This window comes from Halalkalibacter oceani, from assembly GCF_040544555.1.
GTDB classification, from domain to species: Bacteria; Bacillota; Bacilli; order Bacillales; family Bacillaceae_D; genus Halalkalibacter; species Halalkalibacter oceani.
The window spans coordinates 1-19,881 of the sequence record NZ_JBEPKD010000030.1 but is presented as its reverse complement, the minus strand read 5'-3'; the positions used below and the strand labels follow the sequence as shown (position 1 = coordinate 19,881).

29 protein-coding genes are annotated in these 19,881 nt (G+C 40.6%); 6 read left to right on the top strand and 23 right to left on the bottom strand.

The features are described from left to right. Positions 1-85: 85 nt before the first annotated feature. From ABMB67_RS20725 to ABMB67_RS20715, 3 genes are read left to right on the top strand one after another with little or no spacing between them, the layout of a single operon-like run. A complete protein-coding gene (locus ABMB67_RS20725) occupies positions 86-634 on the top strand; it encodes a sigma-70 family RNA polymerase sigma factor (RefSeq protein ID WP_354573195.1) in 549 nt (182 codons plus the stop codon). 2 nt (positions 635-636) lie between these two features. Next, the gene (locus tag ABMB67_RS20720) at positions 637-1,071 is read left to right on the top strand and encodes a PadR family transcriptional regulator (protein WP_354573194.1); all 435 of its coding nucleotides are present in this window, start codon (positions 637-639) and stop codon (positions 1,069-1,071) included. Then, positions 1,068-2,378: an FtsW/RodA/SpoVE family cell cycle protein gene (locus ABMB67_RS20715; RefSeq protein WP_354573193.1), complete on the top strand. Its 1,311-nt coding sequence runs from the start codon at positions 1,068-1,070 to the stop codon at positions 2,376-2,378. The genes ABMB67_RS20720 and ABMB67_RS20715 overlap by 4 nt, the downstream gene beginning before the upstream one ends. A gap of 394 nt (positions 2,379-2,772) precedes the next feature. Here ABMB67_RS20715 and ABMB67_RS20710 read toward each other — a convergent pair whose 3' ends face one another. Beyond that, the gene (locus tag ABMB67_RS20710; RefSeq protein ID WP_354573192.1) at positions 2,773-3,210 is read right to left on the bottom strand and encodes a VOC family protein; all 438 of its coding nucleotides are present in this window, start codon (positions 3,208-3,210) and stop codon (positions 2,773-2,775) included. Between the two features lie 259 nt (positions 3,211-3,469). Between ABMB67_RS20710 and ABMB67_RS20705 the strand changes: the two genes are divergently transcribed. Continuing rightward, positions 3,470-5,104 (top strand): methyl-accepting chemotaxis protein, encoded by a 1,635-nt coding sequence (locus ABMB67_RS20705; RefSeq protein WP_354573191.1) that lies wholly within the window; start codon positions 3,470-3,472, stop codon positions 5,102-5,104. A 431-nt stretch (positions 5,105-5,535) separates the two neighbouring features. Here ABMB67_RS20705 and ABMB67_RS20700 read toward each other — a convergent pair whose 3' ends face one another. Then, on the bottom strand, positions 5,536-5,841 hold the full coding sequence (locus tag ABMB67_RS20700; protein ID WP_390188961.1) for a hypothetical protein: 306 nt from the start codon (positions 5,839-5,841) through the stop codon (positions 5,536-5,538). A 320-nt stretch (positions 5,842-6,161) separates the two neighbouring features. After that, positions 6,162-6,617 (bottom strand): VOC family protein, encoded by a 456-nt coding sequence (locus ABMB67_RS20695; protein WP_251224794.1) that lies wholly within the window; start codon positions 6,615-6,617, stop codon positions 6,162-6,164. Between the two features lie 77 nt (positions 6,618-6,694). Between ABMB67_RS20695 and ABMB67_RS20690 the strand changes: the two genes are divergently transcribed. Then, complete coding sequence (locus ABMB67_RS20690; protein ID WP_354573190.1) at positions 6,695-7,612, top strand: helix-turn-helix transcriptional regulator; 918 nt, start codon at positions 6,695-6,697, stop codon at positions 7,610-7,612. Positions 7,613-7,871: 259 nt separating this feature from the next. Here ABMB67_RS20690 and ABMB67_RS20685 read toward each other — a convergent pair whose 3' ends face one another. From ABMB67_RS20685 to ABMB67_RS20670, 4 genes are all read right to left on the bottom strand, one after another. Next, positions 7,872-8,348 carry an anthrone oxygenase family protein gene (locus tag ABMB67_RS20685; RefSeq protein WP_354573189.1) on the bottom strand — a complete coding sequence of 159 codons (477 nt, stop codon included), beginning with the start codon at positions 8,346-8,348 and terminating at the stop codon, positions 7,872-7,874. Continuing rightward, positions 8,345-9,193 carry an NAD(P)H-binding protein gene (locus ABMB67_RS20680; RefSeq protein ID WP_354573188.1) on the bottom strand — a complete coding sequence of 283 codons (849 nt, stop codon included), beginning with the start codon at positions 9,191-9,193 and terminating at the stop codon, positions 8,345-8,347. Before ABMB67_RS20680 ends, ABMB67_RS20685 begins: the two co-directional genes overlap by 4 nt. 117 nt (positions 9,194-9,310) lie before the next feature. Next, positions 9,311-9,670 carry a MarR family winged helix-turn-helix transcriptional regulator gene (locus tag ABMB67_RS20675; RefSeq protein WP_354573187.1) on the bottom strand — a complete coding sequence of 120 codons (360 nt, stop codon included), beginning with the start codon at positions 9,668-9,670 and terminating at the stop codon, positions 9,311-9,313. A gap of 370 nt (positions 9,671-10,040) precedes the next feature. After that, positions 10,041-11,057, bottom strand: coding sequence for a zinc-binding alcohol dehydrogenase family protein (locus ABMB67_RS20670; protein ID WP_354573186.1), 1,017 nt, complete (start codon positions 11,055-11,057; stop codon positions 10,041-10,043). A 215-nt stretch (positions 11,058-11,272) separates the two neighbouring features. Here ABMB67_RS20670 and ABMB67_RS20665 point away from each other — a divergent pair, with 215 nt between their 5' ends. Next, positions 11,273-11,641, top strand: a complete 369-nt coding sequence (locus ABMB67_RS20665) for a winged helix-turn-helix transcriptional regulator (protein ID WP_354573185.1) — start codon at positions 11,273-11,275, stop codon at positions 11,639-11,641. Between the two features lie 319 nt (positions 11,642-11,960). Here ABMB67_RS20665 and gvpU (ABMB67_RS20660) read toward each other — a convergent pair whose 3' ends face one another. The 16 genes from gvpU (ABMB67_RS20660) to ABMB67_RS20585 form a co-directional block, all read right to left on the bottom strand. Further along, on the bottom strand, positions 11,961-12,350 hold the full coding sequence (gene gvpU, locus ABMB67_RS20660; protein ID WP_354573184.1) for a gas vesicle accessory protein GvpU: 390 nt from the start codon (positions 12,348-12,350) through the stop codon (positions 11,961-11,963). Between the two features lie 45 nt (positions 12,351-12,395). Beyond that, complete coding sequence (gene gvpU / locus ABMB67_RS20655) at positions 12,396-13,070, bottom strand: gas vesicle accessory protein GvpU (RefSeq protein ID WP_354573183.1); 675 nt, start codon at positions 13,068-13,070, stop codon at positions 12,396-12,398. 18 nt (positions 13,071-13,088) lie between these two features. Continuing rightward, entirely contained in the window at positions 13,089-13,835 is a 747-nt protein-coding gene (gvpT, locus tag ABMB67_RS20650; protein ID WP_354573182.1) for a GvpT/GvpP family gas vesicle accessory protein, read from the bottom strand. Positions 13,836-13,851: 16 nt separating this feature from the next. Next, on the bottom strand, positions 13,852-14,184 hold the full coding sequence (locus ABMB67_RS20645; RefSeq protein ID WP_251224780.1) for a gas vesicle protein: 333 nt from the start codon (positions 14,182-14,184) through the stop codon (positions 13,852-13,854). A gap of 25 nt (positions 14,185-14,209) precedes the next feature. Then, the gene (locus tag ABMB67_RS20640; protein ID WP_251224779.1) at positions 14,210-14,494 is read right to left on the bottom strand and encodes a gas vesicle protein K; all 285 of its coding nucleotides are present in this window, start codon (positions 14,492-14,494) and stop codon (positions 14,210-14,212) included. After that, entirely contained in the window at positions 14,445-14,729 is a 285-nt protein-coding gene (locus ABMB67_RS20635) for a gas vesicle protein (RefSeq protein WP_251224778.1), read from the bottom strand. Before ABMB67_RS20635 ends, ABMB67_RS20640 begins: the two co-directional genes overlap by 50 nt. 13 nt (positions 14,730-14,742) lie before the next feature. Next, a complete protein-coding gene (locus tag ABMB67_RS20630) occupies positions 14,743-15,591 on the bottom strand; it encodes a GvpL/GvpF family gas vesicle protein (protein ID WP_251224777.1) in 849 nt (282 codons plus the stop codon). Further along, a complete protein-coding gene (locus tag ABMB67_RS20625; RefSeq protein ID WP_251224776.1) occupies positions 15,555-15,818 on the bottom strand; it encodes a gas vesicle protein GvpG in 264 nt (87 codons plus the stop codon). The genes ABMB67_RS20630 and ABMB67_RS20625 overlap by 37 nt, the downstream gene beginning before the upstream one ends. Further along, positions 15,818-16,585, bottom strand: coding sequence for a GvpL/GvpF family gas vesicle protein (locus tag ABMB67_RS20620; RefSeq protein ID WP_251224775.1), 768 nt, complete (start codon positions 16,583-16,585; stop codon positions 15,818-15,820). The genes ABMB67_RS20625 and ABMB67_RS20620 overlap by 1 nt, the downstream gene beginning before the upstream one ends. 39 nt (positions 16,586-16,624) lie before the next feature. Continuing rightward, on the bottom strand, positions 16,625-17,542 hold the full coding sequence (gene gvpN, locus ABMB67_RS20615) for a gas vesicle protein GvpN (RefSeq protein ID WP_354573181.1): 918 nt from the start codon (positions 17,540-17,542) through the stop codon (positions 16,625-16,627). A gap of 29 nt (positions 17,543-17,571) precedes the next feature. Beyond that, complete coding sequence (gvpO, locus tag ABMB67_RS20610) at positions 17,572-17,832, bottom strand: gas vesicle protein GvpO (protein WP_251224773.1); 261 nt, start codon at positions 17,830-17,832, stop codon at positions 17,572-17,574. 61 nt (positions 17,833-17,893) lie between these two features. After that, positions 17,894-18,154, bottom strand: a complete 261-nt coding sequence (gene gvpJ / locus ABMB67_RS20605; protein WP_251224772.1) for a gas vesicle protein GvpJ — start codon at positions 18,152-18,154, stop codon at positions 17,894-17,896. 20 nt (positions 18,155-18,174) lie between these two features. Beyond that, complete coding sequence (gene gvpQ / locus ABMB67_RS20600) at positions 18,175-18,603, bottom strand: gas vesicle protein GvpQ (RefSeq protein WP_354573180.1); 429 nt, start codon at positions 18,601-18,603, stop codon at positions 18,175-18,177. A 35-nt stretch (positions 18,604-18,638) separates the two neighbouring features. Beyond that, positions 18,639-19,091 carry a GvpT/GvpP family gas vesicle accessory protein gene (gvpT, locus tag ABMB67_RS20595; RefSeq protein ID WP_354573179.1) on the bottom strand — a complete coding sequence of 151 codons (453 nt, stop codon included), beginning with the start codon at positions 19,089-19,091 and terminating at the stop codon, positions 18,639-18,641. Between the two features lie 40 nt (positions 19,092-19,131). Further along, positions 19,132-19,392, bottom strand: a complete 261-nt coding sequence (gvpA, locus tag ABMB67_RS20590; protein WP_251224769.1) for a gas vesicle structural protein GvpA — start codon at positions 19,390-19,392, stop codon at positions 19,132-19,134. Between the two features lie 263 nt (positions 19,393-19,655). Further along, the coding region (locus ABMB67_RS20585) for a hypothetical protein (RefSeq protein WP_354573178.1) at positions 19,656-19,881 on the bottom strand (226 nt) is incomplete at its 5' end.

The window sequence follows — 19,881 nt, the reverse complement described above, 5'->3', positions numbered from 1 at the left end:
TCTGATACATCCTGCTTTCCTCTATTCATTTTCAAACCAAAAAGAGGTTAGCCTCGTCTAATATGTAGGAGGAGGTGAAACGTAAATGAATGAGCTGAAACAAGTCGCCATAACCGATGAAATGATAACAGATAAGGAACAGATCATTGATCAATTAATGCACGAATATAGCGATGATCTCCTCCACCTTGTTTATACATATGTAAGAAACAGAACGACCGCGGAGGATTTGACCCAAGAAATCTTTATTAAGTGTTATGAAAAATTAGATCAATTTAATCAACAGGCATCGATCAAAACATGGGTATACCGAATAGCCAGCAATCATTGTAAGGACTATTTACGAAGCTGGCATTATCGGAAAATATCACTAAACGAGAAAGTGTTTAACTACCTCCCTTCCAAAGCAAAACATGTTGAAGAAGAGATCATTGCTAAGAACGAAGAAAACCGTTTGGCTCTTGCTGTTATGGAGCTACCTGTAAAATATAGAGAAGTCGTTTTTCTCCATTACTATGAAGAGCTTTCCTTAGCTGAAATAAACAAGATCACTGCCGTAAATATTAATACGATCAAAACAAGACTAAAGCGCGCGAAAGAATTATTAAAAGACAGCATGATAAAGGAGGTTTAACGATGAGCGATCCATTCAGCAATCTAAAAAGCACGATGAAAAACACTGTTTTTAAGGAATTCTCCTTTTCAGAAGAGCGAAAAAAGGCAGTAAAAGACGTTATCCATGGAAAACTGTCTCAACACCAGCTTCATTCGTGGAATATCGAGACGCTAGTAGCCATCTTCGAATCGCTTCAATTTGGAGCAAAGCACGGCTACGACATCTCCACCCAGCTCATACAAAAAAATGAACGCAGTTTCCAAAGCAATGAAGGACAGCTTTATACACTCTTACATCTCCTAGAAAACAAACATTTCCTCACGTCACAATGGAAGGAAGAAAAGAAATACTATGCCTTATCTAAAAAAGGGGAAAAATACGTAGCTGCTTACAAACGTGGAAGCGTAAAACAGCAGCTGGCGCTTAAACACTTACTTGAGGAGGCAGCTCTATGAGTTCTTCTAATTTCGAGGAATTTTTAACGAAAGTAACCTCTAAAGTGAAAGCCAAGGAAGCTCACAGCATAATCAAAAAAGAGCTTACCCACCACCTTCAGGAGCTCAGCCATTCCTTTCAGCAAAAAACAGCCTCTAAAGAAGAAGCAGATGAAAGAGCCATTCAGGAGATGGGCAACCCCTTTACTCTCGGAGAAAACTTAAATCGCCTTCATCGTCCGAAAATCGATTGGCTCCTGATTGCTTTATTTGTCATCATTGCCGGAAATAGCTTCCTGCCATTGATCCATGGAAATCTTGCGATGTCATTACCAAGCACTTTTTATTTCAGCCGGCAGGCCATCTGGTTGACTCTTGCTGTTGTTGCTATCGTTGCTTTTTTATTCTTCGATTATCGAAAGCTAAAAAAATATTGGTGGTTCTTTTACGGAAGTGGTTTGCTTTTGCTGTTGTATACGTATCTATTTGGTCTTATGAAGAATGGAGCCGTAAGGTGGATTTCGATCGCGGGGATGTCCGTTGATTCATCAGCGATAACCTTATTTTTATTTTTTCTTGCGTGGGCGGGGATCTTGTACAATATCAATACGTTCAACACTTGGATGAAACAAGCGCTACTGTTTATTCTATTCTGGGTGCCGATCCTTTTCTACTTGGTACTTCCACATATGATGTTGGGCATCATTTACTTTTTTTGTCTTCTAACTATGTTTGCTTGTTCTAACGTCCATAGGAAATTAGCTTTTACATTAGTGGCCGCCAATGTGATGATGAGTATACTTTTGTTCAATGTCTTTCTGGCTTCTAGCTACCGTTTAACGAGACTATTAATATTTCTAAATCCAAATGCTGATCCACATGGTGCAGGGTATACCTATTTACTTGTCAGAGATATTCTTTCACAGGCAGGATGGCTCGGTAACGGATTTTCCACTGCTTTAATCAGGCAATTGCCAGCTACGCACACAGATTACGTATTTCCTTTTCTCGTCTATTCCTTTGGCTGGGCGTTCGGAATCGCTCTTTGCCTCATACTGTTGCTTTTCATTGTACGTATTTCGAGAAATGCCTTTAAAACAAAGGATAGGTATGGAAGATTATTAGTAATCGGCGGAGCTGCCTTGATTGCTGTTCCCACGTGCTGGAATATACTAATGGGCCTTGGAGTGGTACCGCTTATGGAAGTTTCTCTGCCGTTTATCAGCTATGGCGGAAGCATGCTACTTGTTAACTCTGGTATTTTAGGTCTTATTCTAAGCGTCTACCGCAGAAAGGATCTCGTCAATCCAACGATCATACATTCATAGAAGCCCAATGAGGGCTGAGGCAAAAGGTAAAAAAAACAACCTTTTGCCCCAGCCCCTTAACATATATGTGGAATTCCCACTTTTTCTATATATCTCCTTATCCATATGTTAAAATATGTTTCATTCAAAAAAGGGAGTGCTTACGTTGAATCCTGTGCTCAATACCTGGTTGAACAGAATCCTGCTGATCGTAATGGTGATATTGATGATTCCATCAGCCTTCAATCCTATCTATCTCTATGCGTTTTTCTTCGTTATAGCCACCCTGTTTATAAATCGATCATTTTCACTTGATGTACAAAGGAAGCATAAACTATCCTTTCGGTTCACTTCTATCCTTATCTTAGTCATAACATGTATGATGATGATAAGAAATTGACGAATTCACGTTCGTTTAGTTGATTTGCTCTGCCAGCTCTAAAATAATTCCCTCTGGTCCGCGAATGTAGCATAGTTTATAAGTGTTTTTATAGTCTTGTATCTCACCAATCAGTTCGTCTCCCTTCTTTTTTAATTTCATCACAATGGCTTCCACATCCTCAACAGCGAAGGCAATATGGCGGATTCCCAATGTATTTGCCAAAGGGTGCTGTATTCCGGCTCCATCTGTCGGCGTGTGGAATTTTACGAGTTCTATAGTTGTCTCACCGTCCGGCGTGCGCAACATAGCAACTTCCTCTTTAACGCTCTGAAGACCTATGATCCGCTCCACCCAATCTCCTTCCACTTCCATCTCTCCCATCATTTCAAGACCGAAGTCAAGGAAAAACGATTTTGCCGCTGGAAGATCGTTGACGATGATTCCTACATGATCTATTCGATTAATTTTCATTTCCCACACCTCCTTTACTACCCAGCTTATCACACAGCTCTCCTGCAAATTTCTTTCCGATTGCGTTAGATCTGCCACAAGCACGAAGATAGTCACAATGCCCTGTTTTGCTTTAAATTGTTTTGATTTTGTCCGGACGTGGTATCGCTCATTACGCAAGAAAAATGCTGCAAATCTATTTAATTACGGAGAAAGAAACAGGACTTTTGTAAAAAATATAGAACATTTCTATAAATAGGGAATAAAGGGGATGGAGACAATGGGTCGATTGCTTACTTCTTCTCATGCAAAAAAAGGGCTGCAAAAAGTACAAAATGTTGCCAAGCTAATACGGACCAAGCGGGATCATACAAAATCATTAGAAAGCCAAACAGAGGATATCCGCAAAATGTTGGATGATGAATTAGAGCAGGATGAGTTTTTCGTTATCGTGGACCATTCCGGGAAGGGTGTCGTTCATACGAATAGACTGCGGGAAGGATCCTTTTTCACTGATGACGTCGGGCTTAAGGCGGCCCGGACCGCGGAACCGTTACTTCAGCTATATCCCAGAAATACAGGGGAAGTCTTACTTGACGCCTCATGCCCGCTATTTCAAGATAAAAATGGAAAGCGGTACAACCTAAGAATGGGACGATTGATTCACAAGCCGTTTCTCGGCATACTTTTTGCCGCTTTAAATGGGGTCGCTGCGCTTTCAGCAGCGATTGCCTCAAAGCTGGTCGGCGGCACACCATCAGACATGCTTATTGTGTTTCTGTGCACATTTGTTACCGCTTACATTTTCAGCTTCTTTTTCCATAGGCTCCTTATCACCCATTTAAGAAGCTGGTACTCCGTTACCCGTTCGATTTCCTCCGGTGACCTGAGTGCGGAAGTCAGGACGGTCGAGCGGAGAAACGAGTTTCATCAAATTGGCTATGAAATTAATAAAGTCATTTTAGGAGTTCGCTCCATTATAAAAAACATCGAGAGCTCGATCAAGACTGTTAACCATATTAGTGATGAGCAGGAAGCCGCTTCCCAACGGTTATCAGCTGCCTTTCAACAAATATCCGCAACGATGCAAACCTTTCAAGGCGGCTCGGAGCAACAGCAAGGTTCAGTGAACCTCGCCCACCAAATGGTAAATGAACTGATGAAGAAAGCAGACAGTATGGCAAACGAAGTGAACAAAGCGGTTACCGGCGCGGATCAAGCTCTTATCACCGCAAAAAAAGGCGAGGACGCTGTACTCTCCACCACCACGATCATGAAAACGATTGAAGAAGATGTGAGATGTACGGCAGAAAAGATTAAAAAGATTGCCACTGAAGCCGATGCAGTAATGAATAAAGTGTCCTCCATTACGGACATTGCCGAACAAACAAACTTACTTGCCTTAAACGCATCCATCGAAGCAGCCCGCGCCGGTGAATCCGGGAAAGGATTCGGTGTTGTGGCGACGGAAGTAAGAAAATTAGCCGAAGGAACAAATGAATTCGCCAAAGATATTTTATCGTCCTTACAACAGACACAGCGTGATTTAAGCGATGCCGTTCTCCAAGCCGAGAATAATATGAACTTTATTAAGAACGGCATGAATACCGTATCCTTCGCCGGCCAGACGATCTCAGAATTAAAGGCAAGCTCCTTAAAGACAAAAGAGTTAGTCGAAAACAACCAAACCTTTGCTCATGATGTCATGGCCGAAGGGAAAAAGCTCGAGCAAATTATGAAAGAAATTAACGCCATCGCCCATGACTTTACGTCTATGATTCAGGAAACAACTTCAACGATGGAAACGAATGTAGAAGGGATCCAAACACTCGCTAACGATTCCGCCTTACTCGCAACCGAAGTAGCCCAATTAAATAAAATCGTCAAACGCTTTCGTTATTCCTCTGTGACCTGAACTTAGAACTACCTGGGGACAGACAAAACAAATGATAGACTAAAGTCAATCCCAAACTAAAAAGCAAGGAGTGGTGCTTTGAGGTCATGCCAACCAGCAGCGCTCTGTTGCTTCATTCGAATAACGATGAAGGAGAGAACCACATGCACTTGAAAAGGATTTTATTTACTCTTACAGGCAGCTTAGCATTTATCTTTTTTGCCCTCATGTTTTATTTCAAACAGACTGCTTTATTTATTCTTGCCGCAGCGTTATGCATAGTTTGTATAACGCTGGCTCACATTTTTAACAAAACAACATGCAGGCATTGCGGGAAGACAGGCAGACATTATGGACAGCCATTTTCACACTGCCCATTCTGCGGGAATCCTTTTGAACCTTCTGGGAAATCGTCTTAACTTGTCATCTTAGTGCAGACAGCATCTCTGCTCTTATGGCTTCCTGCTATACACCTCATAAGCAAAATAGCCAACTAATAAACCAATGCCCGCTCCTAACCCAATAATAGACAGTAACGGAATTTGGACGATCATGCTAATAATCACACTGACGGCCGTACCTGCCAGCATCCCCAATGGTAGTAAACTATCTAACAGGGATTGCGCGCTTTTCGATTTTTTCTTACCTAGAGTGCCTTGTTTATGTTTTGATTGAAGCCTTTTAATCACAAAGACCGCAATTCCCGCCACTACGACAAGAGGGAATAAAATACGCCCAATTTCCATCATTGAACCCATATTAAAAACCCCGCTCCCTTTAAAATTTTTCAATTCTAGCATGTTCACTACCATATCCCATTCACGGCCGTTGATGCACTGGTTGATGCCAACCAACTATATAGGAGCCTCGCTCTGTATCTTAGCATGAAAAATAAGAGACTGGAACAAAAGGTTGTTTTTTACCTTTTTCCCAGCCTCTCTAAGCAATGAGCGGAACCGCCACGATCTTTTAAAGCCGTTGTGAGTGGGTTTCTCACAACGGGCTTGTGGCGTGTGAAGCCATTGCCAGTAGGTCCAAAGCTAGTTTTGTCTCAAGCTCTTTTATAAAATAGACAAGCCTATTTTAAGAAGTTATCCAGAAACTTACTCGCATCACTATTGAACTTCCACATCACCCCGAATTGATCAATTACGATTCCAAAGCTTGCTGACCATGGTGTTGACGATAACGGCATGATCACCGTCCCCCCTTCCGCAAGCTTTTCAAAGCTTTTTGTATTCATTTCCGGATCAGCATCAATGATACTAATTAACACGCTATTTCCCTTTGTGATTTCTCCCGTCATAGCCTGCATCGAAGGCGGCACATCAGAGAGCATTAAACGGTTGCCAAAAAACTCAATACGCGCTTCCATAATCATGTTTTGCTCTTCTTCCGTCATTGGGACATTTGGATTTTGACCGAAAGCATCAAACCTGACTTTTTGCACGCTTGTTGCTTGTAATGCCACTTCATAAAAGGATAACGCCTCTTCCGCGTCCCCATTAAATTGTAAATATGTGATGGATTTCATTATTGATTCCCTCCTTTTTATAGTTGAAGTATAATGGAGTATAGGCGACATATATATGTCGTATATGGGAGGCTACTATGAAAAAAGTTGAGCGGCTTATCTCTATCGTGATGATCTTGTTACAACGAGAAGTTGTTCCGGCATCAGAATTCAGCCGGCTTTTTCATGTAACGAGACGAACGATTCAGCGTGATATGGAAGCATTAAGTTATGCGAACATCCCTGTTTATGCGGAATATGGAGCAGAAGGGGGATATGCGCTGATGGAAGAATATAAATTCGATAAGCGACTACTGAATCAACAGGATATCGAAAATATCCTCGTCGCTTTAGGCGGCTTTGAGCAACTGATTCAAAACCAGGAAATTCAAGCTACTATACAAAAAATCAAAGGAATGACCAGCGCAGATATTTCTCCCAAACTAGATTTATCCTTCTACGATTGGCCGGGAAGAAGAGACATGAAGGAAGATATTTCTTTGATCAGGCAAGCAATCGAGAACCACCGGCTACTAAAATTTGAGTATGTCGACCAAAAGGGAAACAAAACAGCCAGAGTCGTCGAACCTTATAAGATGCATGTAAGTGAGATGCAGTGGTATCTGCTCGGTTACAGCTTGGAACGAAACGACTACCGGACATTTAAATTAGCGAGGATATTACACATTGAAAAAGGCGGTTTTTTTACCCCACGGGCTGATCCCGAGCTTAAAGAACAAACAAAGCCCAACGAACCACATTTAGTTCGTGTTCAGTTAATGCTAGATGTTTCTGTCAGAGATCAATTTATTGAACGCTATGGCAAGAGGGCGGTTACGAAAGAGCCATCAGGCAGTTACCTGACGACCATTGAACTACCGGAGAATCCTTTTGCCTATCAGTTTTTAGCCGGCTTCGGTAACAAAGTTAAAATTATAAAACCAAACGATTACATTGAAAAATACGTCACCTTTTTGGAGCAGGCGGTGGAGCTGTACAGACAGCCAGAAAAGTAGACATTTTCATAAGGACGCTACCTGCAAGCGTCTTTAATGGTTGAAAAAACATGCCTCACCTTATCGCAATAAAACCTCCATGAAAAAACTGCCAGCAAGAGTTTTGTCTCTTATGTTGACAGTTTTTTTATGGCTTTATTATTGTAGCTTTGGAAGAAGCTTAATGCTATAAAAACACCCTATTGCATGGTAGAACGATATTCATGAAAAGGTGACCGGTACACTTAAGATTCCCCTCAATCCTTTGCACAAAAGGAGCTCATAGGGAAAGTATGAATGACGCCAATGCCCCAATACTTGTAATGGTCCGAATGTGATTCCAGGCCGTCCATTTTGACATGTAGCTTTTCCAAAACGATACACTTTCTGTATCTTCGGCATCTACACTAGCTAATGCATCATTGAGGGGAACATTGCATAGCACCGTGACCAGAAAGCCGCCAAGAAGGTATAGCACACTGCCCACAAGTAAATAAGCAGAACCGGGATTCCCCCAACTAACCAGGGAAATCACAATAAGTAAAACGGAAGCTAGCGTTGTTCCCATAAATACAGCAAGGAACCATCGATTTAGCACCGTTCTATTTATAGACTGCATGGCAGCAACCCCCTGCTCCGTCGGAAGGTGAGCAAGTGCTCTCATGACAAATGTTGAAAATGCAAAGAATAACCCTGCAACTAAGCCAGACCCTAAAGCAGTACAAAAAATCAGATAGGATGTAAACTGTTCAATCATTTCCCACCATCCCACACTCCACTTGCGGCAGTACGTCTTGCATAATCGCTAAAATCTCTCGGTTCCCGCCCCAAAGCGTGCTGTACACCATTTGTGACATGAGAATTTCGGCCGTCCAGCACCTTAGTAAATAACTCTACCATCAGCGATATAACGTCGTTAGGCACGCCTTGCCGCTGAAGAGCAGATATGAAATGCTCTGTGGATATACACGTATAACGAATATCCCTGCCGCTTGCTATGGCGATTTCCTCTGTCACTTCTGCAAAGGTAAGTGCTCTAGGCCCAGAAAGTTCATAGACCTCTCCGACATGTTTAGTATCCGTAAGCGCTGCAACCGCAACATCTGCTATATCTTCAACATCAACAAACGGTTCTTTCACATCTCCCACCGGTAAGGCAATCATCCCGCTACGTACAGGATCGAGGAGAAAATGTTCACTAAAGTTTTGGGCGAACCAACTTGACCGTAAAATGGTCCACTCCGCACCGGAATCCTGAAGTGCTTTTTCACTGCGTTGTGCCTCATCTTCTCCACGTCCAGATAGTAACACTAACCGTTTCACACCTTGTTTTACTGCCAGCCTTGCGAATGAGCCAACCGCCTCTGCAGCGCCCGGTGAAGCCAAATCAGGGTAATAAGTGAGATAGACTGCACTTACTCCCCCCAACAATGGTTTCCAGGTGGCTTGATCATTCCAATCAAAAGGTAGCTTGCCGGAGCGCGAGCCGATTCTTATTGGGATCCCTTGCTTAGTAAGTCGTTCTGCCACCCTTCTTCCGGTTTTCCCAGTTCCCCCTAAAATTAAAATGAGTCCTTGAGCCTTTCCCACACTCTGATTCATAAAAAATCCTCCTTCTATTCGTATTTATTTTGAAAGCCTGGCATCACGACCTACTCCTCCTTTCATCCAGACCTCAATTTGTTTGTGCAAGCAACTATTTTGGTGAAAATAAAGACTTTACTCTTTATTTTCCAATTGATCGCTTATTTTATCTAAATGAAGGGTTAATTCGTCTCCCTCCCTTTCCCCCAATATATCTCTATATCGCTGACGAAGATTCATCCAACATTCATGAATTGTTTTCTCAAGATTTTTCCCTTTTTCCGTTGTGTAAATGAGTGACATTCGACCTTCTACTTTATTATAAACCAATCCTTTAGAAGTAAGCTTTTCAATCAGACGAGTGACGGTGGAAGGCTTGAGATGAAGAATTTCACTTAACTCCTTTTGAGAAATTCCTTCCTTCTCATAAACAGCCATTAGTAAATAAGCATAGGTTGGTGACAAGCCGCTCCTTGCAAATTCATCCTCCGCCATTTTGCTAACAATCCTACTCAACCGACTTGACGTAAAGTACAGGCATTCTTTCAAATAGTTATCAAGCATAACTGTTCCCTCAATTCCAACTAATTGTTTGCACATACAAATATACAAACTTTTTATTATATTGTCAATGGCAAAAAATTCGGAATTTACGAAAAAGATAGAAGGAAGAAGTACAAAACTGAAATTTGAAGAATACAGTCCCATTACTTTAGAAAAAGTAAACAGGATTTATGTGAGTGAATTTTTGAAAGGAACGGAATAGAGGTCCCATTGATCCGTTCAAAGAACAAGGAGCTTGAAACAGAGACTGGTCAAAAGGTAAAAAAAACAACCTTTTGACCAGCAGGAGTGAGGCATCTTATTAATTTTCTACTACTACTTTACCAATCATACTTCCCTTTTCGACCATTTTGTGTGCTCGGCGTAATGTTTCGGCATTCATTGGTTTGAGTGTTTCTGTAAGGGTTGTTTTTATTTTCCCTTGATCTATTAGTTTACTAAGTTCTGATAAAAGTTCATGTTGTTTTATCATGTCAGATGTTTGATACATCGATCTTGTAAACATAAATTCCCAAGCAAATGTTACACTTTTATTTTTTAAAGCTGTGAGATCAATAGGATTATCCATTTCTACAATTGAACAAATTCGTCCTTGTGGAAGAATAATATCAGCCATGTTCTCCCAATGCTGCTCTGTTTCATTCAAACATAAAATGTAGGGAACGCCCTCTATATCGTATTGTTCCAGTTGAGTGCGAAAGTTTTCATGATAGTTAATGATATAATCAGCACCCAGTTTGTTCACCCATTGCTTACTCTCTTCTCTGGATGCTGTAGCAATGACTTGTAATCCTGCCAGCTTAGCTAATTGAATCGCTATTGATCCAACTCCCCCAGCTCCCCCAATAATAAGAATACTCTTCGATCGGTTTTCCTGATGGTTGTTTATATCAATCATTAAGCGATCAAATAAACTTTCCCATGCCGTGATCGATGTCAATGGCAAAGCAGCTGATTGAGCAAAATTTAAAGACTTTGGCTTTAATCCAACAATTCTTTCATCCACTAAATGGTATTCGCTATAAGTTCCGGGGCGTGTTAAGTCCCCAGAATAATAAACTTCATCCCCTGGTTTAAATATCGTACATTCGGGTCCAACTTCTTCCACCACTCCGCTGGCATCCCATCCTAAAATCCTCGGTTCTTTTTCTTCTTTATCTTTTGGAGCACGAACCTTAACATCGACTGGATTAATTGAAATCGCCTTAATTTTAACAAGTAGGTCTTTTTTTGTTGGAACAGGTTTTTCCACTTGGACATCCATTAAACTTTCTTCCTTTTCAATAGGTAAATATTTGTATAATCCAACTGCTTTCATTTAAAAGCCCTCCTTTTTTAAATTCGTATTTATTATAACGAATTGAACAGGAAGGGGTAAGTACGCACATTTATGTAACCTGGTATCAACTATGTTACTAACCACAAAAGAAAGGAAGGAGTTAGGGCGTCCTTTCTTGTAATCTGATGTCACCTATGTTACTAATTAGGAAAGAAATGAAGAACAAGAAGAACGTTAGAAAGGTATGAGCATGGATGAGAAATCGAAAGAAAGGTTATGGCTGCCCCGAAGGATGCCCGGTTGAAGGAACTCTTGATGTAATCGGCGGGAAATGGAAAGGTGTCATTCTGTTTTATTTATTAGATGGAAAGAAGAAGAGATTTAATGAATTCAGCAGATTAATGCCCGGTATTACAAAACGAATGCTATCTCTCCAATTAAAAGAACTTGAGGAAGATGGAATTGTTCATCGGGAAGTTTATCCCGAAATCCCTCCTAAAGTGGAATACTCATTAACGGAGTTTGGTAGAACGCTAGAACCAATTATTTCTCTAATGAATGAATGGGGAGAGAATTACAAAGAATTTTTAAAGGAAAACAAGCGACAAACAAACATGAATTAACATAAGCAAAACAAGCTTCACACCGTCTGTCGGGCAAAAAAAATCAAACCATTATCCGATAAAGGGCTTTCCTAATGCACTTCATTTCAATGTGCAGCTCAAATCATTGTCGACCATCTGAACATGACCCCTTTCTGCTCCAAATAACGCTACCGTCTTCTCGGAACGATCCGGCAAAATCTCAACACCGGACAACATGTTTGGTTAAAAAAACCCCCACTGGATTGTTATCTAATGGGGGCTTATAATGTGAGAATAAAAGGCTCTATACTAAGATGTGAAAAGGGCAAATAGTCAAACAACCTTTCTCCCCGCCGCATTATGCCCCATCTGTAATTCTCCCAAGGAAAAAACCATCTACTTTCTCTAGCTTCCCTCTCCAAAGGGTTTTCCGTTGAGCTGGGGTAGGGAGACGATCACCAAAATATATGTTCACGTGCTTCATATGAATAAAATGTACTTCTTCGCTCTTATTACTATCCAGCCCTTTCACAGCAGAAGCCAATTGTTCACTGATTTTGCGACTCATATCATTACCTTGCTCAAAATGCTCACTCAGCTCTTCAAAATATTCTTTTGCTGATATAAGAGTACCGGTGACAAGGCATCCTTTCACATTTAAGGTTATGTCTAAGGCAAAACTCCGCTTATTTGCTGCATTGACAAAAAATTCGAGAATTTGATCTTTATGGCCAGACTGCTTACTCAATTCCCTATCTCCTTTCAACACGGTGGCTAAGGAAACGTACTTACATTAAGCTTTTCTCCCTCTGGAGCTTTTAGATGATTTAGTAGAGGAAGAACGTTTAGCTTTCGAGGTATTGCTCTTATCCTCAGATTCTTCACTTGTTTCTTCCTCCGTATCTGGCTCTTCTTCTTTACCTTCACCCTCGGAATCGTCACTCGTTTCTTCTTCCGAGTCGGCTTCTTCTTTGCCTTCATTATCATTTCCAAGCAAACCTTTGATGCTTTCTTCTAATTGGTCTAAACGGTCGTTTAGCTTGTTGCTGCTAGAACTGCCCTCCGTTTTTTCTTGGTCTGAGGATGGTGTCTCGCCACCAGTTATTTTCCCAAGGTAGAAGCCATCAATTTCACTTAATTTACCTCTCCAGAGCACTTCTCCTTCTGAAGGGGTTGGGTTACTATCCCCGCAATACACTTTGGCTTCTTTTAGGTGAATAAAACTTGCAGAAGGTTCCTCACTTTTTTTTGCAGCCTCTCCCGCTTGAGCTAGTTGATCACTAAGGTGATGAGAAATTTCGTTCCCACCTGCAAACGTTTCGCTCATCGTAGAAAAGTAATGTTTAGCAGAGACCATTGTTCCGCTAACAATGGCTCCACCAACGTTTAAGGTTATGTCCAAAGCAAAGTCATGTTTATTAGCGGCTTGGACAAAATATTCTAAGATATTATCATTTGAAGCACTCATCTTAACAACTCCCTTCTCCTATTCGTTTGAAGATGTATCGTCATCACTTGAGAGAGTTGTGCCATTTTTCGATTTAGATTGTGAGGAGGTATTACGCTTTTTACTCGTATTCCCTTTTTTTGAAGTCGTATTTTTCTTAGCTGTTTTTTTATCATCTTCCTCAGACTCTTCTTCACTCTCATCAGCTTCATTATCATCATCTGAATCTTCATCTTCTTGGTTTGATTTATCTTTCTCTTTCGAAGAATTCTCTCCCTTATCCTTTGAGTCTTCTTCATCGTCACCCTTATCTTTTTCGTTTTGACTATCAATTAGCTTGGTTACCATTTCTTCAAGTCTTCCTAGACGATCTTGGAGATTTTCATTTTCTTCTTTCAATGCTTCATAGTCTTCATTTTGGCTATTTTCTTCATCAGTGGCGTCATTTGATGATTCTTCATTATCATCATTATTTTTTGAATCATTATCCTGGTTGAATAAACTCATGGCCGAGCTCTTGATAGATTCTGCAGCTTGCTTCGATTTTTCTTTTGCCATTTGACCAAAATCTGATCCTTTGCTCTTTAGCTTGTCACTATCAATCCTGTCTTTCATTCTCTTTGCATTCTCTGGTGTAGCCAAATAACCAACAGTTGCTCCAATTAATCCACCGGCAATCGAACGCTTAATAGCACTACCATTTGAACCTGATTCCTCGTTAGCTGCGCCTTCATTATTCGTTTGCTGATCCTCCGTTTGATTTTCTACTTTTTGTTGTTCTGCCATGATCAAAACCTCCTAATTAATAATTAAACTCCGTGTTATTTAAACGATTTGTACCTAGTTTATTTTCGAGAGACTCTACCCTCTCTCTTAACATCTCATTTTCTTTTTCCAAGTTCTTTGTGCTGTTATTTGCTGCCTTAGAGCTTAGATAAGGATCTTGCTCCCACCAGTCCATACCGATTTCTTTTGCTTTATCTACTGATGCGACGATTAAACGAATTTTAATCGTTAATAACTCAACATCAGCAATACCAACTGTGATATCCCCTGCAATGACAACGCCTTTATCTAATATTTTCTCTAATACATCTACAATCGTGCTTGATTGCATTGAGTGTTCGACTGCCATAATCAAGTCCTCCTTCCTAATCTAGTTAAAGCAAACTTCCTAGGGGACCAAGGTCGATATTTAAATCATCTGCCTCAAGTCCAAAAATACTTTTTAACTCTTCCATTTTTTCTTCGAGATTCATTAAAGCTTCGCCTAAGTTTTCAATTTGTTCATCCGTCAACGTACCGCCTTCCACACGCCGCATCGCATGCCGCTCCACAATCTGGCGCAGAAGCTCGATAACAGTGAGAACTAGCTGCGCTAAACCATGTTCAGCGTTATCCGGATCTAAATGTATTCTTCCATTTGTTCTGCTGGCCGGTTGCATCCATTAACTCCTCCCTTTGTAGATCAAAATTATCTGATGAAACAGATGTATGCTGCTTTGCCTGGACGAGAGATTCTACCGAAGCAATTAATACTCTTACATCTAAATAGACTAAATCTACCCCTGCAATAGAGATCACTAGATCAGCTTTAATAGCCACTCCCTTATCAAGAATCACATCTAAAATGTCAATTAAGGCGATGTCTTTGTCTTCAATTGATTCTCTTAGAGACATATTGACTCCTCACTTATGAAAATTGGGAGAAATGGTAGGCTGGCCAAGGCCCTGATGCAACAAACTGCCATCCCCGCTCCCCCATTTTTTTTTCATAGTCTTGAATTTGTTCTAAGAATGTTTCGACATCCTCTTTAGGAATGAGGTATACACCATTCCACGTCATGTTCTCTTTTTTTCCCGTCACATCCTTGTTCCAGTTTCTTTTCACTGTACCTTGCGAAACATATCCAAGCAGATGGTTATGCACTTCTTCACCGATACGTTTCTTCTCCGCTTCCGCTTCCTCTGCGATGATTTTATCGAGTTTTTTATTCTCAAAAAACTGCTTTCCTCTAGGTAATTTTTTAATTTCTTCTTTTTTAGCTTCAACCGCTGGATTATTCTTTGCTACTTCTTCGTTCAACTGCTGATCATCGCAATATATTTTAACGTTCCACTCTTCATTGCCTTTAATGGAGTTAAACGTTTCGGCGAGTTTCATCTCATGATCTTCAATGGTTTTCATTACACTCTCTTCTGATTTATACAACGTACAGAATTTGAGCGGAATCGTCGTATAGCTTTTCGCTAGCTGCATCACTGTCTCATGATGATGGAAGGCTTTTTCTTGAAGCCACTCCATATCTTCATCCACACGCTCTTTAATCTTTTCTTCTGAATACTCTCTTCCATCTAACCTGCAAACAACAGCACTATGCTGCCCTATGTTGATTAAATAAAGCTCTTCCTCAGGATCAAATCCTTTCATTGCTGGAAGCGACTCGCTGCTTAATTCAGAGGTTGGAATGACTCCGTATAAATAAATCAATTGTTCCATCTTTCCTACTCCTTTTTCCTTCGCTGTGCCATCTGCTCCCATTGTTCAATCTCCAGCTGTTTCGCTACTTCATAGCGAGTAAGCAGCTCTTCTTCCTTTGCTTTATAAGCTTCTTCAGGAATTTCGCCAAGCTCATACATCATTTGGAGCTGAATCAGCTTCTGTTGGATTGTTGGCAGATCATATAGCTCTTTATCTGCTTCTTCTTTCACTTTTTCACCGATTTTTATAACAAGGTTAATGGGGGCTGTCACCAGCTTGTGGATCATCAGCTTTCCTCTACCTTCAACCTGATATTGACAAAATTATAGGCTGGCCAAGGGCCGGTGTAGTTAAATTCCACTTTGTCCTTCCACTTCTCATGAGCCTCATTAACCTTTTGATCAAACTCTTCCTCTTTATCTCGATCGACGAGAAAAGAGGCGTTTACCAGCATCGTTTCTCCAATGGGATCATTCGCTTTTGCAGCCACTGCCGACTTTTCTAACGGCTCATATACCTCATCTTTTACCTCGTTTCGCAAAGACGTCATAAACTGTTGAGCAGCATCTCCAATTTTAATCCGCTCGTAATAGCTCGCTGCTTCAGATTTCCCTTTAACAGCATGTGCCATTTTCTCTAAATTGGTATTTTTCCTCACTGTGGCTTCAAGCCATTCTTTTTTTGCAATCACCTTTAATCCGACTTCAATTTTTCCTTTTATTTCTGGGAACAGCTTTGTAAATTGGGGATATAAATTCTCAAGTAATACCCCCACATCTTCTGATGACTGAAATACATTTCCAAAACTAACAGGAATAACTGTGTCTTTTTTTTTCATTACGACGGAAACGACATGCTGGTGCATCATAAGATTCTCTTTATTCGGGTGATAGATCTTCATAGGAACGTCCGCCGCTACCATCGCCGCGTTTTTATAGCGGACCGTAAAAAGCTTTCGCTTCACACCTTCAAATTCTACTTCACCAAAGTCATCATCTATATCAGTCTCTATCCCACAGAATATATACGTACCCATTTTTATCTCTTGGTTCATCTTGAAAACCCCTTTATTTAAGCTATTTCTATCTCCTGATTAATGAGAGACGTTCATTTGTTTTAATGCTTTTACGATTCGTTCTTCTGCTGCCTTCATTGGTTGATCTGCGTCTATACAGCGGCTTAGTTGATGACCTAAAATGTCCAAACATAGCTGCTTGAATTCCTCATTTTCTCCATCAATGGCGATGCCCTCTTCTACGACCAGCTTTGCAATCATGAGTGAAGCTCTTAAACTAGGTCCGCTTTCACCCGTACACTCTTCTCTTACTGTCGAGACAAGCGTTGTAATCTTCTTTGCCTGACTCTCCTCAAGACCGAATTTCCCAGCTGCGATAGTGGCTTCATGTTCTTGATCTTTATAATCCACAATAATCGAAATGACACGATCTAATAAGGCATCCTGGGTTTTAAATACTCCGGCATATTCTTCTGGATTACTTGTGAAAATGACTCTAAAATCAGGATGAACAGGAACAAACGGCTCGGTTTTCTTTAAACCGTACAGGGGCAAAATCTTCTCTTCAAGAATGGATAAAAATAAATTATTCGTTGTAGGCTTAGATCTCGTGAATTCATCGTAAACAAGCGTATAACCATGTTTAACCGCTTCAAGCAGTCGTCCATCTCTCCATGTTTCGTGGACAGTTTCGTCCTTTTTGTAAACTGAGCGCACGTAGTTATCAACAATTTTCTTGCTTGTATAGCCTGTAAAATCACCGATTAAATCTTTATTATCTAACTCATGGTGTCCATGAATCAGCATAACCGGACGTCTTCTTTTTTTAGCAAGGGCGAGTGCCAGAGAGGTTTTTCCGGCGCCTGTTGGACCTGTGTAATGAATAGGGTAGCCTGCTTTTAAATAACGCAAGGAGCGAGCTAGCAGCTGTTTTGTATCTTCATCTTGAATGAGACCGTCAGTTTTTGTTTTGCTACTATTTTTTAATACAGTCACTGCTATCCCTCCTACTCATTACTGTTCTTTCATTGATCGATGGCACTTCTATAACGCACTTCACGCCTTCTAAAAGAAGTGACTTCTTTATCCTCGTTTAGAGCTACATCATATACGCCGATCATTTCATCTTTTGCATATTTTTTCATGTATTCTTTTTCTTCAATGACTTCAACAATTAAATGCCAGCCGCCATTTTCCGCTTCTTCCACTGTCGTTATTTTATGAAGAGGGGCCACGTGTTCATTGAAGAAGTCGGCGACATTATTCATGATTTCTTTTATTCCCATAGTGCCCTCCTGCTTATCAGACAACGTACAGCCGACCTGATCCGACTGTCATTACCGCCATTTATATACTAAATGCTGCATTTCTTTCATTCGGCTGCTCTGGCAGGCCTTCTTCTTCTACCTCATCACGCAAGAGACCTACTGCTTCCGCATAGCGCAACCACGTATCAACACTTGCAATAACGACACGCGCTTCAACGGTTAAGATTTCGATCCCGACGACCGAAACCCTGACAAAAGCATCAATGACAATTCCTTTATCTAAAATACGGTCAATGACCTCCGCTAAACTTGAGCTATCGGTACTTTTCTGAATAGCCATTTCTCATGCCCCTTTCTTTATTAAGAACCCATCGTCTTAATGTCATTTGAACTTTTAACATCCTTATAACTTTTGATGCGTGAAACGCCTTTAATCTGGCTGACTCCTTTTATTTTCTTGTCATCTTTTTCATTTTGGTTTGAAGAGATTTTTTCTTGAAAATCTTCTCCGGCTTCTATTGCATTGCCGATTTTATCTTTGACCTTCAGTAAGGTCTCTTGCGCTTTCTCTTTCCCCTCTTCTGCCTTATCATGCAGCTTATCGGCACCCTCATTTTTTGCATCTTCAAGCTTATCAGCAGCATGATCAGCTTTGTCTTGGACATTTTCAATAAACTTTTCTTTTGCTTTGTCTTTGACCGTTTCTTTTAGTTCATCTTTGATTGGTTCTGGAGTATATTCGACTATTTTTTTTACCGCTTTGCCGGCAGCTTTTTTAAATGTGCTCATCGAATTCCTCCTCTTCTACTCTGAATCAATGAACGCTATTTCTTGGACTCTACCAAGTTTTTTAGCATTTCTTCGATTCTTTCTAAACGATCACTTAATTGTTTATTTTCTTCTTTTATTTCGTCGTATTCAGAAGAAGACTGTTCTTGGGAGGATTCTTCTTCCTTACTCTTATCTTGTTGATCTTCTTGTTGTTCGTTTCTTTTCTTCGGTAAAAATCCTCCCCCACTCATGTACTCGGAGGCCGTTTGTCTAAAGCTGTTAATGGCTTGCTCCATTACGATTTCTTGGGCTGTTCTTTTTAATTCTTTTCCTGCCGACCTCATAACTTCAGACTCACTTAAACTTTTCATTACCTTCTTGCTTGTACCAGGACTTGATAATAAACCAATTCCTGCTCCTACTACCCCGCCAATCAACGCCAGGTTCAGAGAATTCGTTTGGTTGTTTTTGTCTGTGCTTTGCTCGCTCTTTTCTTTCGTTGTCATATGGCTTCCACCTCGCTTTTAAATTAGGCTATTTACCCCATTAGAAACTAAATTGCGGCTGTATGTTTTGCCCTCTCTCTGGCAGACCTTCTTCCTCTACTTCATCACGCAAAAGCCCCACGGCTTCCGCATAACGCAGCCAAGTATCCACACTAGCAATCACAACCCTCGCTTCTACCGTTAGAATTTCAATACCTACTAATGAGACTCTGACAAAGGCATCAATCACAATCCCTTTATCTAAGATTCTGTCAATCACTTCTGCCAGACTTGAACTATCCGTACTTTTTTGAATACTCATCTAGCTCACTCCTTTATCGATTGTTTCTTGCGCTTAATCATAGGATCGAACCTCACCAAACGAAGAACAACCAAATTCTGACGGTTACGGGTCTATTCCTTTGAAGATAATGATTAAAACGAGTCTTTAGTATCGATTAAACGAATTGCCATATTTTTCATCAAAAAGCACTCCTTACTCCACGAGTCGATTCGTTGAAATCATACAGGCCCTGGTTTGTTACCGGATTTATTACTATTTCGTTTCTTGATTAGATCCATAAGTTAAATAGTACTTAAGTCAGACCGGTGGCATGAGAAATAGCTATTGTCAATCCTTTCACATGGATACTTTTTACCTTGCCTTCCACTAAACACAAAAGAGGCTGGACAAAAGGTTGTTTTTTGACCTTTTTCCCAGCCTTGTATATTAAGCACAAGAGGTTCGCTACCTCTAGTGCTTTTTTTAGTATAGTTTTCTATACTAAAAGCAACGCTGTGGATTAGTAGC

Excerpts from the sequence above, each read along its gene's own strand:
- ABMB67_RS20725 (WP_354573195.1), top strand. The coding sequence starts at position 86 with ATGAATGAGCTGAAACAAGTCGCCATAACCGATGAAATGATAACAGAT.
- ABMB67_RS20695 (WP_251224794.1), bottom strand. The coding sequence starts at position 6,617 with ATGAAATCCATCACATATTTACAATTTAATGGGGACGCGGAAGAGGCG.
- gvpQ (WP_354573180.1), bottom strand. The coding sequence starts at position 18,603 with ATGAGCACATTTAAAAAAGCTGCCGGCAAAGCGGTAAAAAAAATAGTC.
- gvpJ (WP_251224772.1), bottom strand. The coding sequence starts at position 18,154 with ATGGCTATTCAGAAAAGTACCGATAGCTCAAGTTTAGCGGAGGTCATT.
- ABMB67_RS20640 (WP_251224779.1), bottom strand. The coding sequence starts at position 14,494 with ATGCAACCGGCCAGCAGAACAAATGGAAGAATACATTTAGATCCGGAT.
- gvpU (WP_354573183.1), bottom strand. The coding sequence starts at position 13,070 with ATGAGTGCTTCAAATGATAATATCTTAGAATATTTTGTCCAAGCCGCT.
- ABMB67_RS20710 (WP_354573192.1), bottom strand. The coding sequence starts at position 3,210 with ATGAAAATTAATCGAATAGATCATGTAGGAATCATCGTCAACGATCTT.
- gvpT (WP_354573179.1), bottom strand. The coding sequence starts at position 19,091 with ATGACAACGAAAGAAAAGAGCGAGCAAAGCACAGACAAAAACAACCAA.
- ABMB67_RS20700 (WP_390188961.1), bottom strand. The coding sequence starts at position 5,841 with ATGGGTTCAATGATGGAAATTGGGCGTATTTTATTCCCTCTTGTCGTA.
- ABMB67_RS20715 (WP_354573193.1), top strand. The coding sequence starts at position 1,068 with ATGAGTTCTTCTAATTTCGAGGAATTTTTAACGAAAGTAACCTCTAAA.
- gvpO (WP_251224773.1), bottom strand. The coding sequence starts at position 17,832 with ATGGGAATAAAAGAAATCATGAATAATGTCGCCGACTTCTTCAATGAA.
- ABMB67_RS20690 (WP_354573190.1), top strand. The coding sequence starts at position 6,695 with ATGAAAAAAGTTGAGCGGCTTATCTCTATCGTGATGATCTTGTTACAA.
- ABMB67_RS20720 (WP_354573194.1), top strand. The coding sequence starts at position 637 with ATGAGCGATCCATTCAGCAATCTAAAAAGCACGATGAAAAACACTGTT.
- ABMB67_RS20670 (WP_354573186.1), bottom strand. The coding sequence starts at position 11,057 with ATGAAAGCAGTTGGATTATACAAATATTTACCTATTGAAAAGGAAGAA.
- ABMB67_RS20665 (WP_354573185.1), top strand. The coding sequence starts at position 11,273 with ATGAGAAATCGAAAGAAAGGTTATGGCTGCCCCGAAGGATGCCCGGTT.
- ABMB67_RS20625 (WP_251224776.1), bottom strand. The coding sequence starts at position 15,818 with ATGATCCACAAGCTGGTGACAGCCCCCATTAACCTTGTTATAAAAATC.
- ABMB67_RS20680 (WP_354573188.1), bottom strand. The coding sequence starts at position 9,193 with ATGAATCAGAGTGTGGGAAAGGCTCAAGGACTCATTTTAATTTTAGGG.
- ABMB67_RS20620 (WP_251224775.1), bottom strand. The coding sequence starts at position 16,585 with ATGAACCAAGAGATAAAAATGGGTACGTATATATTCTGTGGGATAGAG.
- ABMB67_RS20635 (WP_251224778.1), bottom strand. The coding sequence starts at position 14,729 with ATGTCTCTAAGAGAATCAATTGAAGACAAAGACATCGCCTTAATTGAC.
- ABMB67_RS20630 (WP_251224777.1), bottom strand. The coding sequence starts at position 15,591 with ATGGGAGCAGATGGCACAGCGAAGGAAAAAGGAGTAGGAAAGATGGAA.
- ABMB67_RS20685 (WP_354573189.1), bottom strand. The coding sequence starts at position 8,348 with ATGATTGAACAGTTTACATCCTATCTGATTTTTTGTACTGCTTTAGGG.
- gvpA (WP_251224769.1), bottom strand. The coding sequence starts at position 19,392 with ATGAGTATTCAAAAAAGTACGGATAGTTCAAGTCTGGCAGAAGTGATT.
- ABMB67_RS20675 (WP_354573187.1), bottom strand. The coding sequence starts at position 9,670 with ATGGCGGAGGATGAATTTGCAAGGAGCGGCTTGTCACCAACCTATGCT.
- gvpT (WP_354573182.1), bottom strand. The coding sequence starts at position 13,835 with ATGGCAGAACAACAAAAAGTAGAAAATCAAACGGAGGATCAGCAAACG.
- ABMB67_RS20705 (WP_354573191.1), top strand. The coding sequence starts at position 3,470 with ATGGGTCGATTGCTTACTTCTTCTCATGCAAAAAAAGGGCTGCAAAAA.
- ABMB67_RS20645 (WP_251224780.1), bottom strand. The coding sequence starts at position 14,184 with ATGGCAGTCGAACACTCAATGCAATCAAGCACGATTGTAGATGTATTA.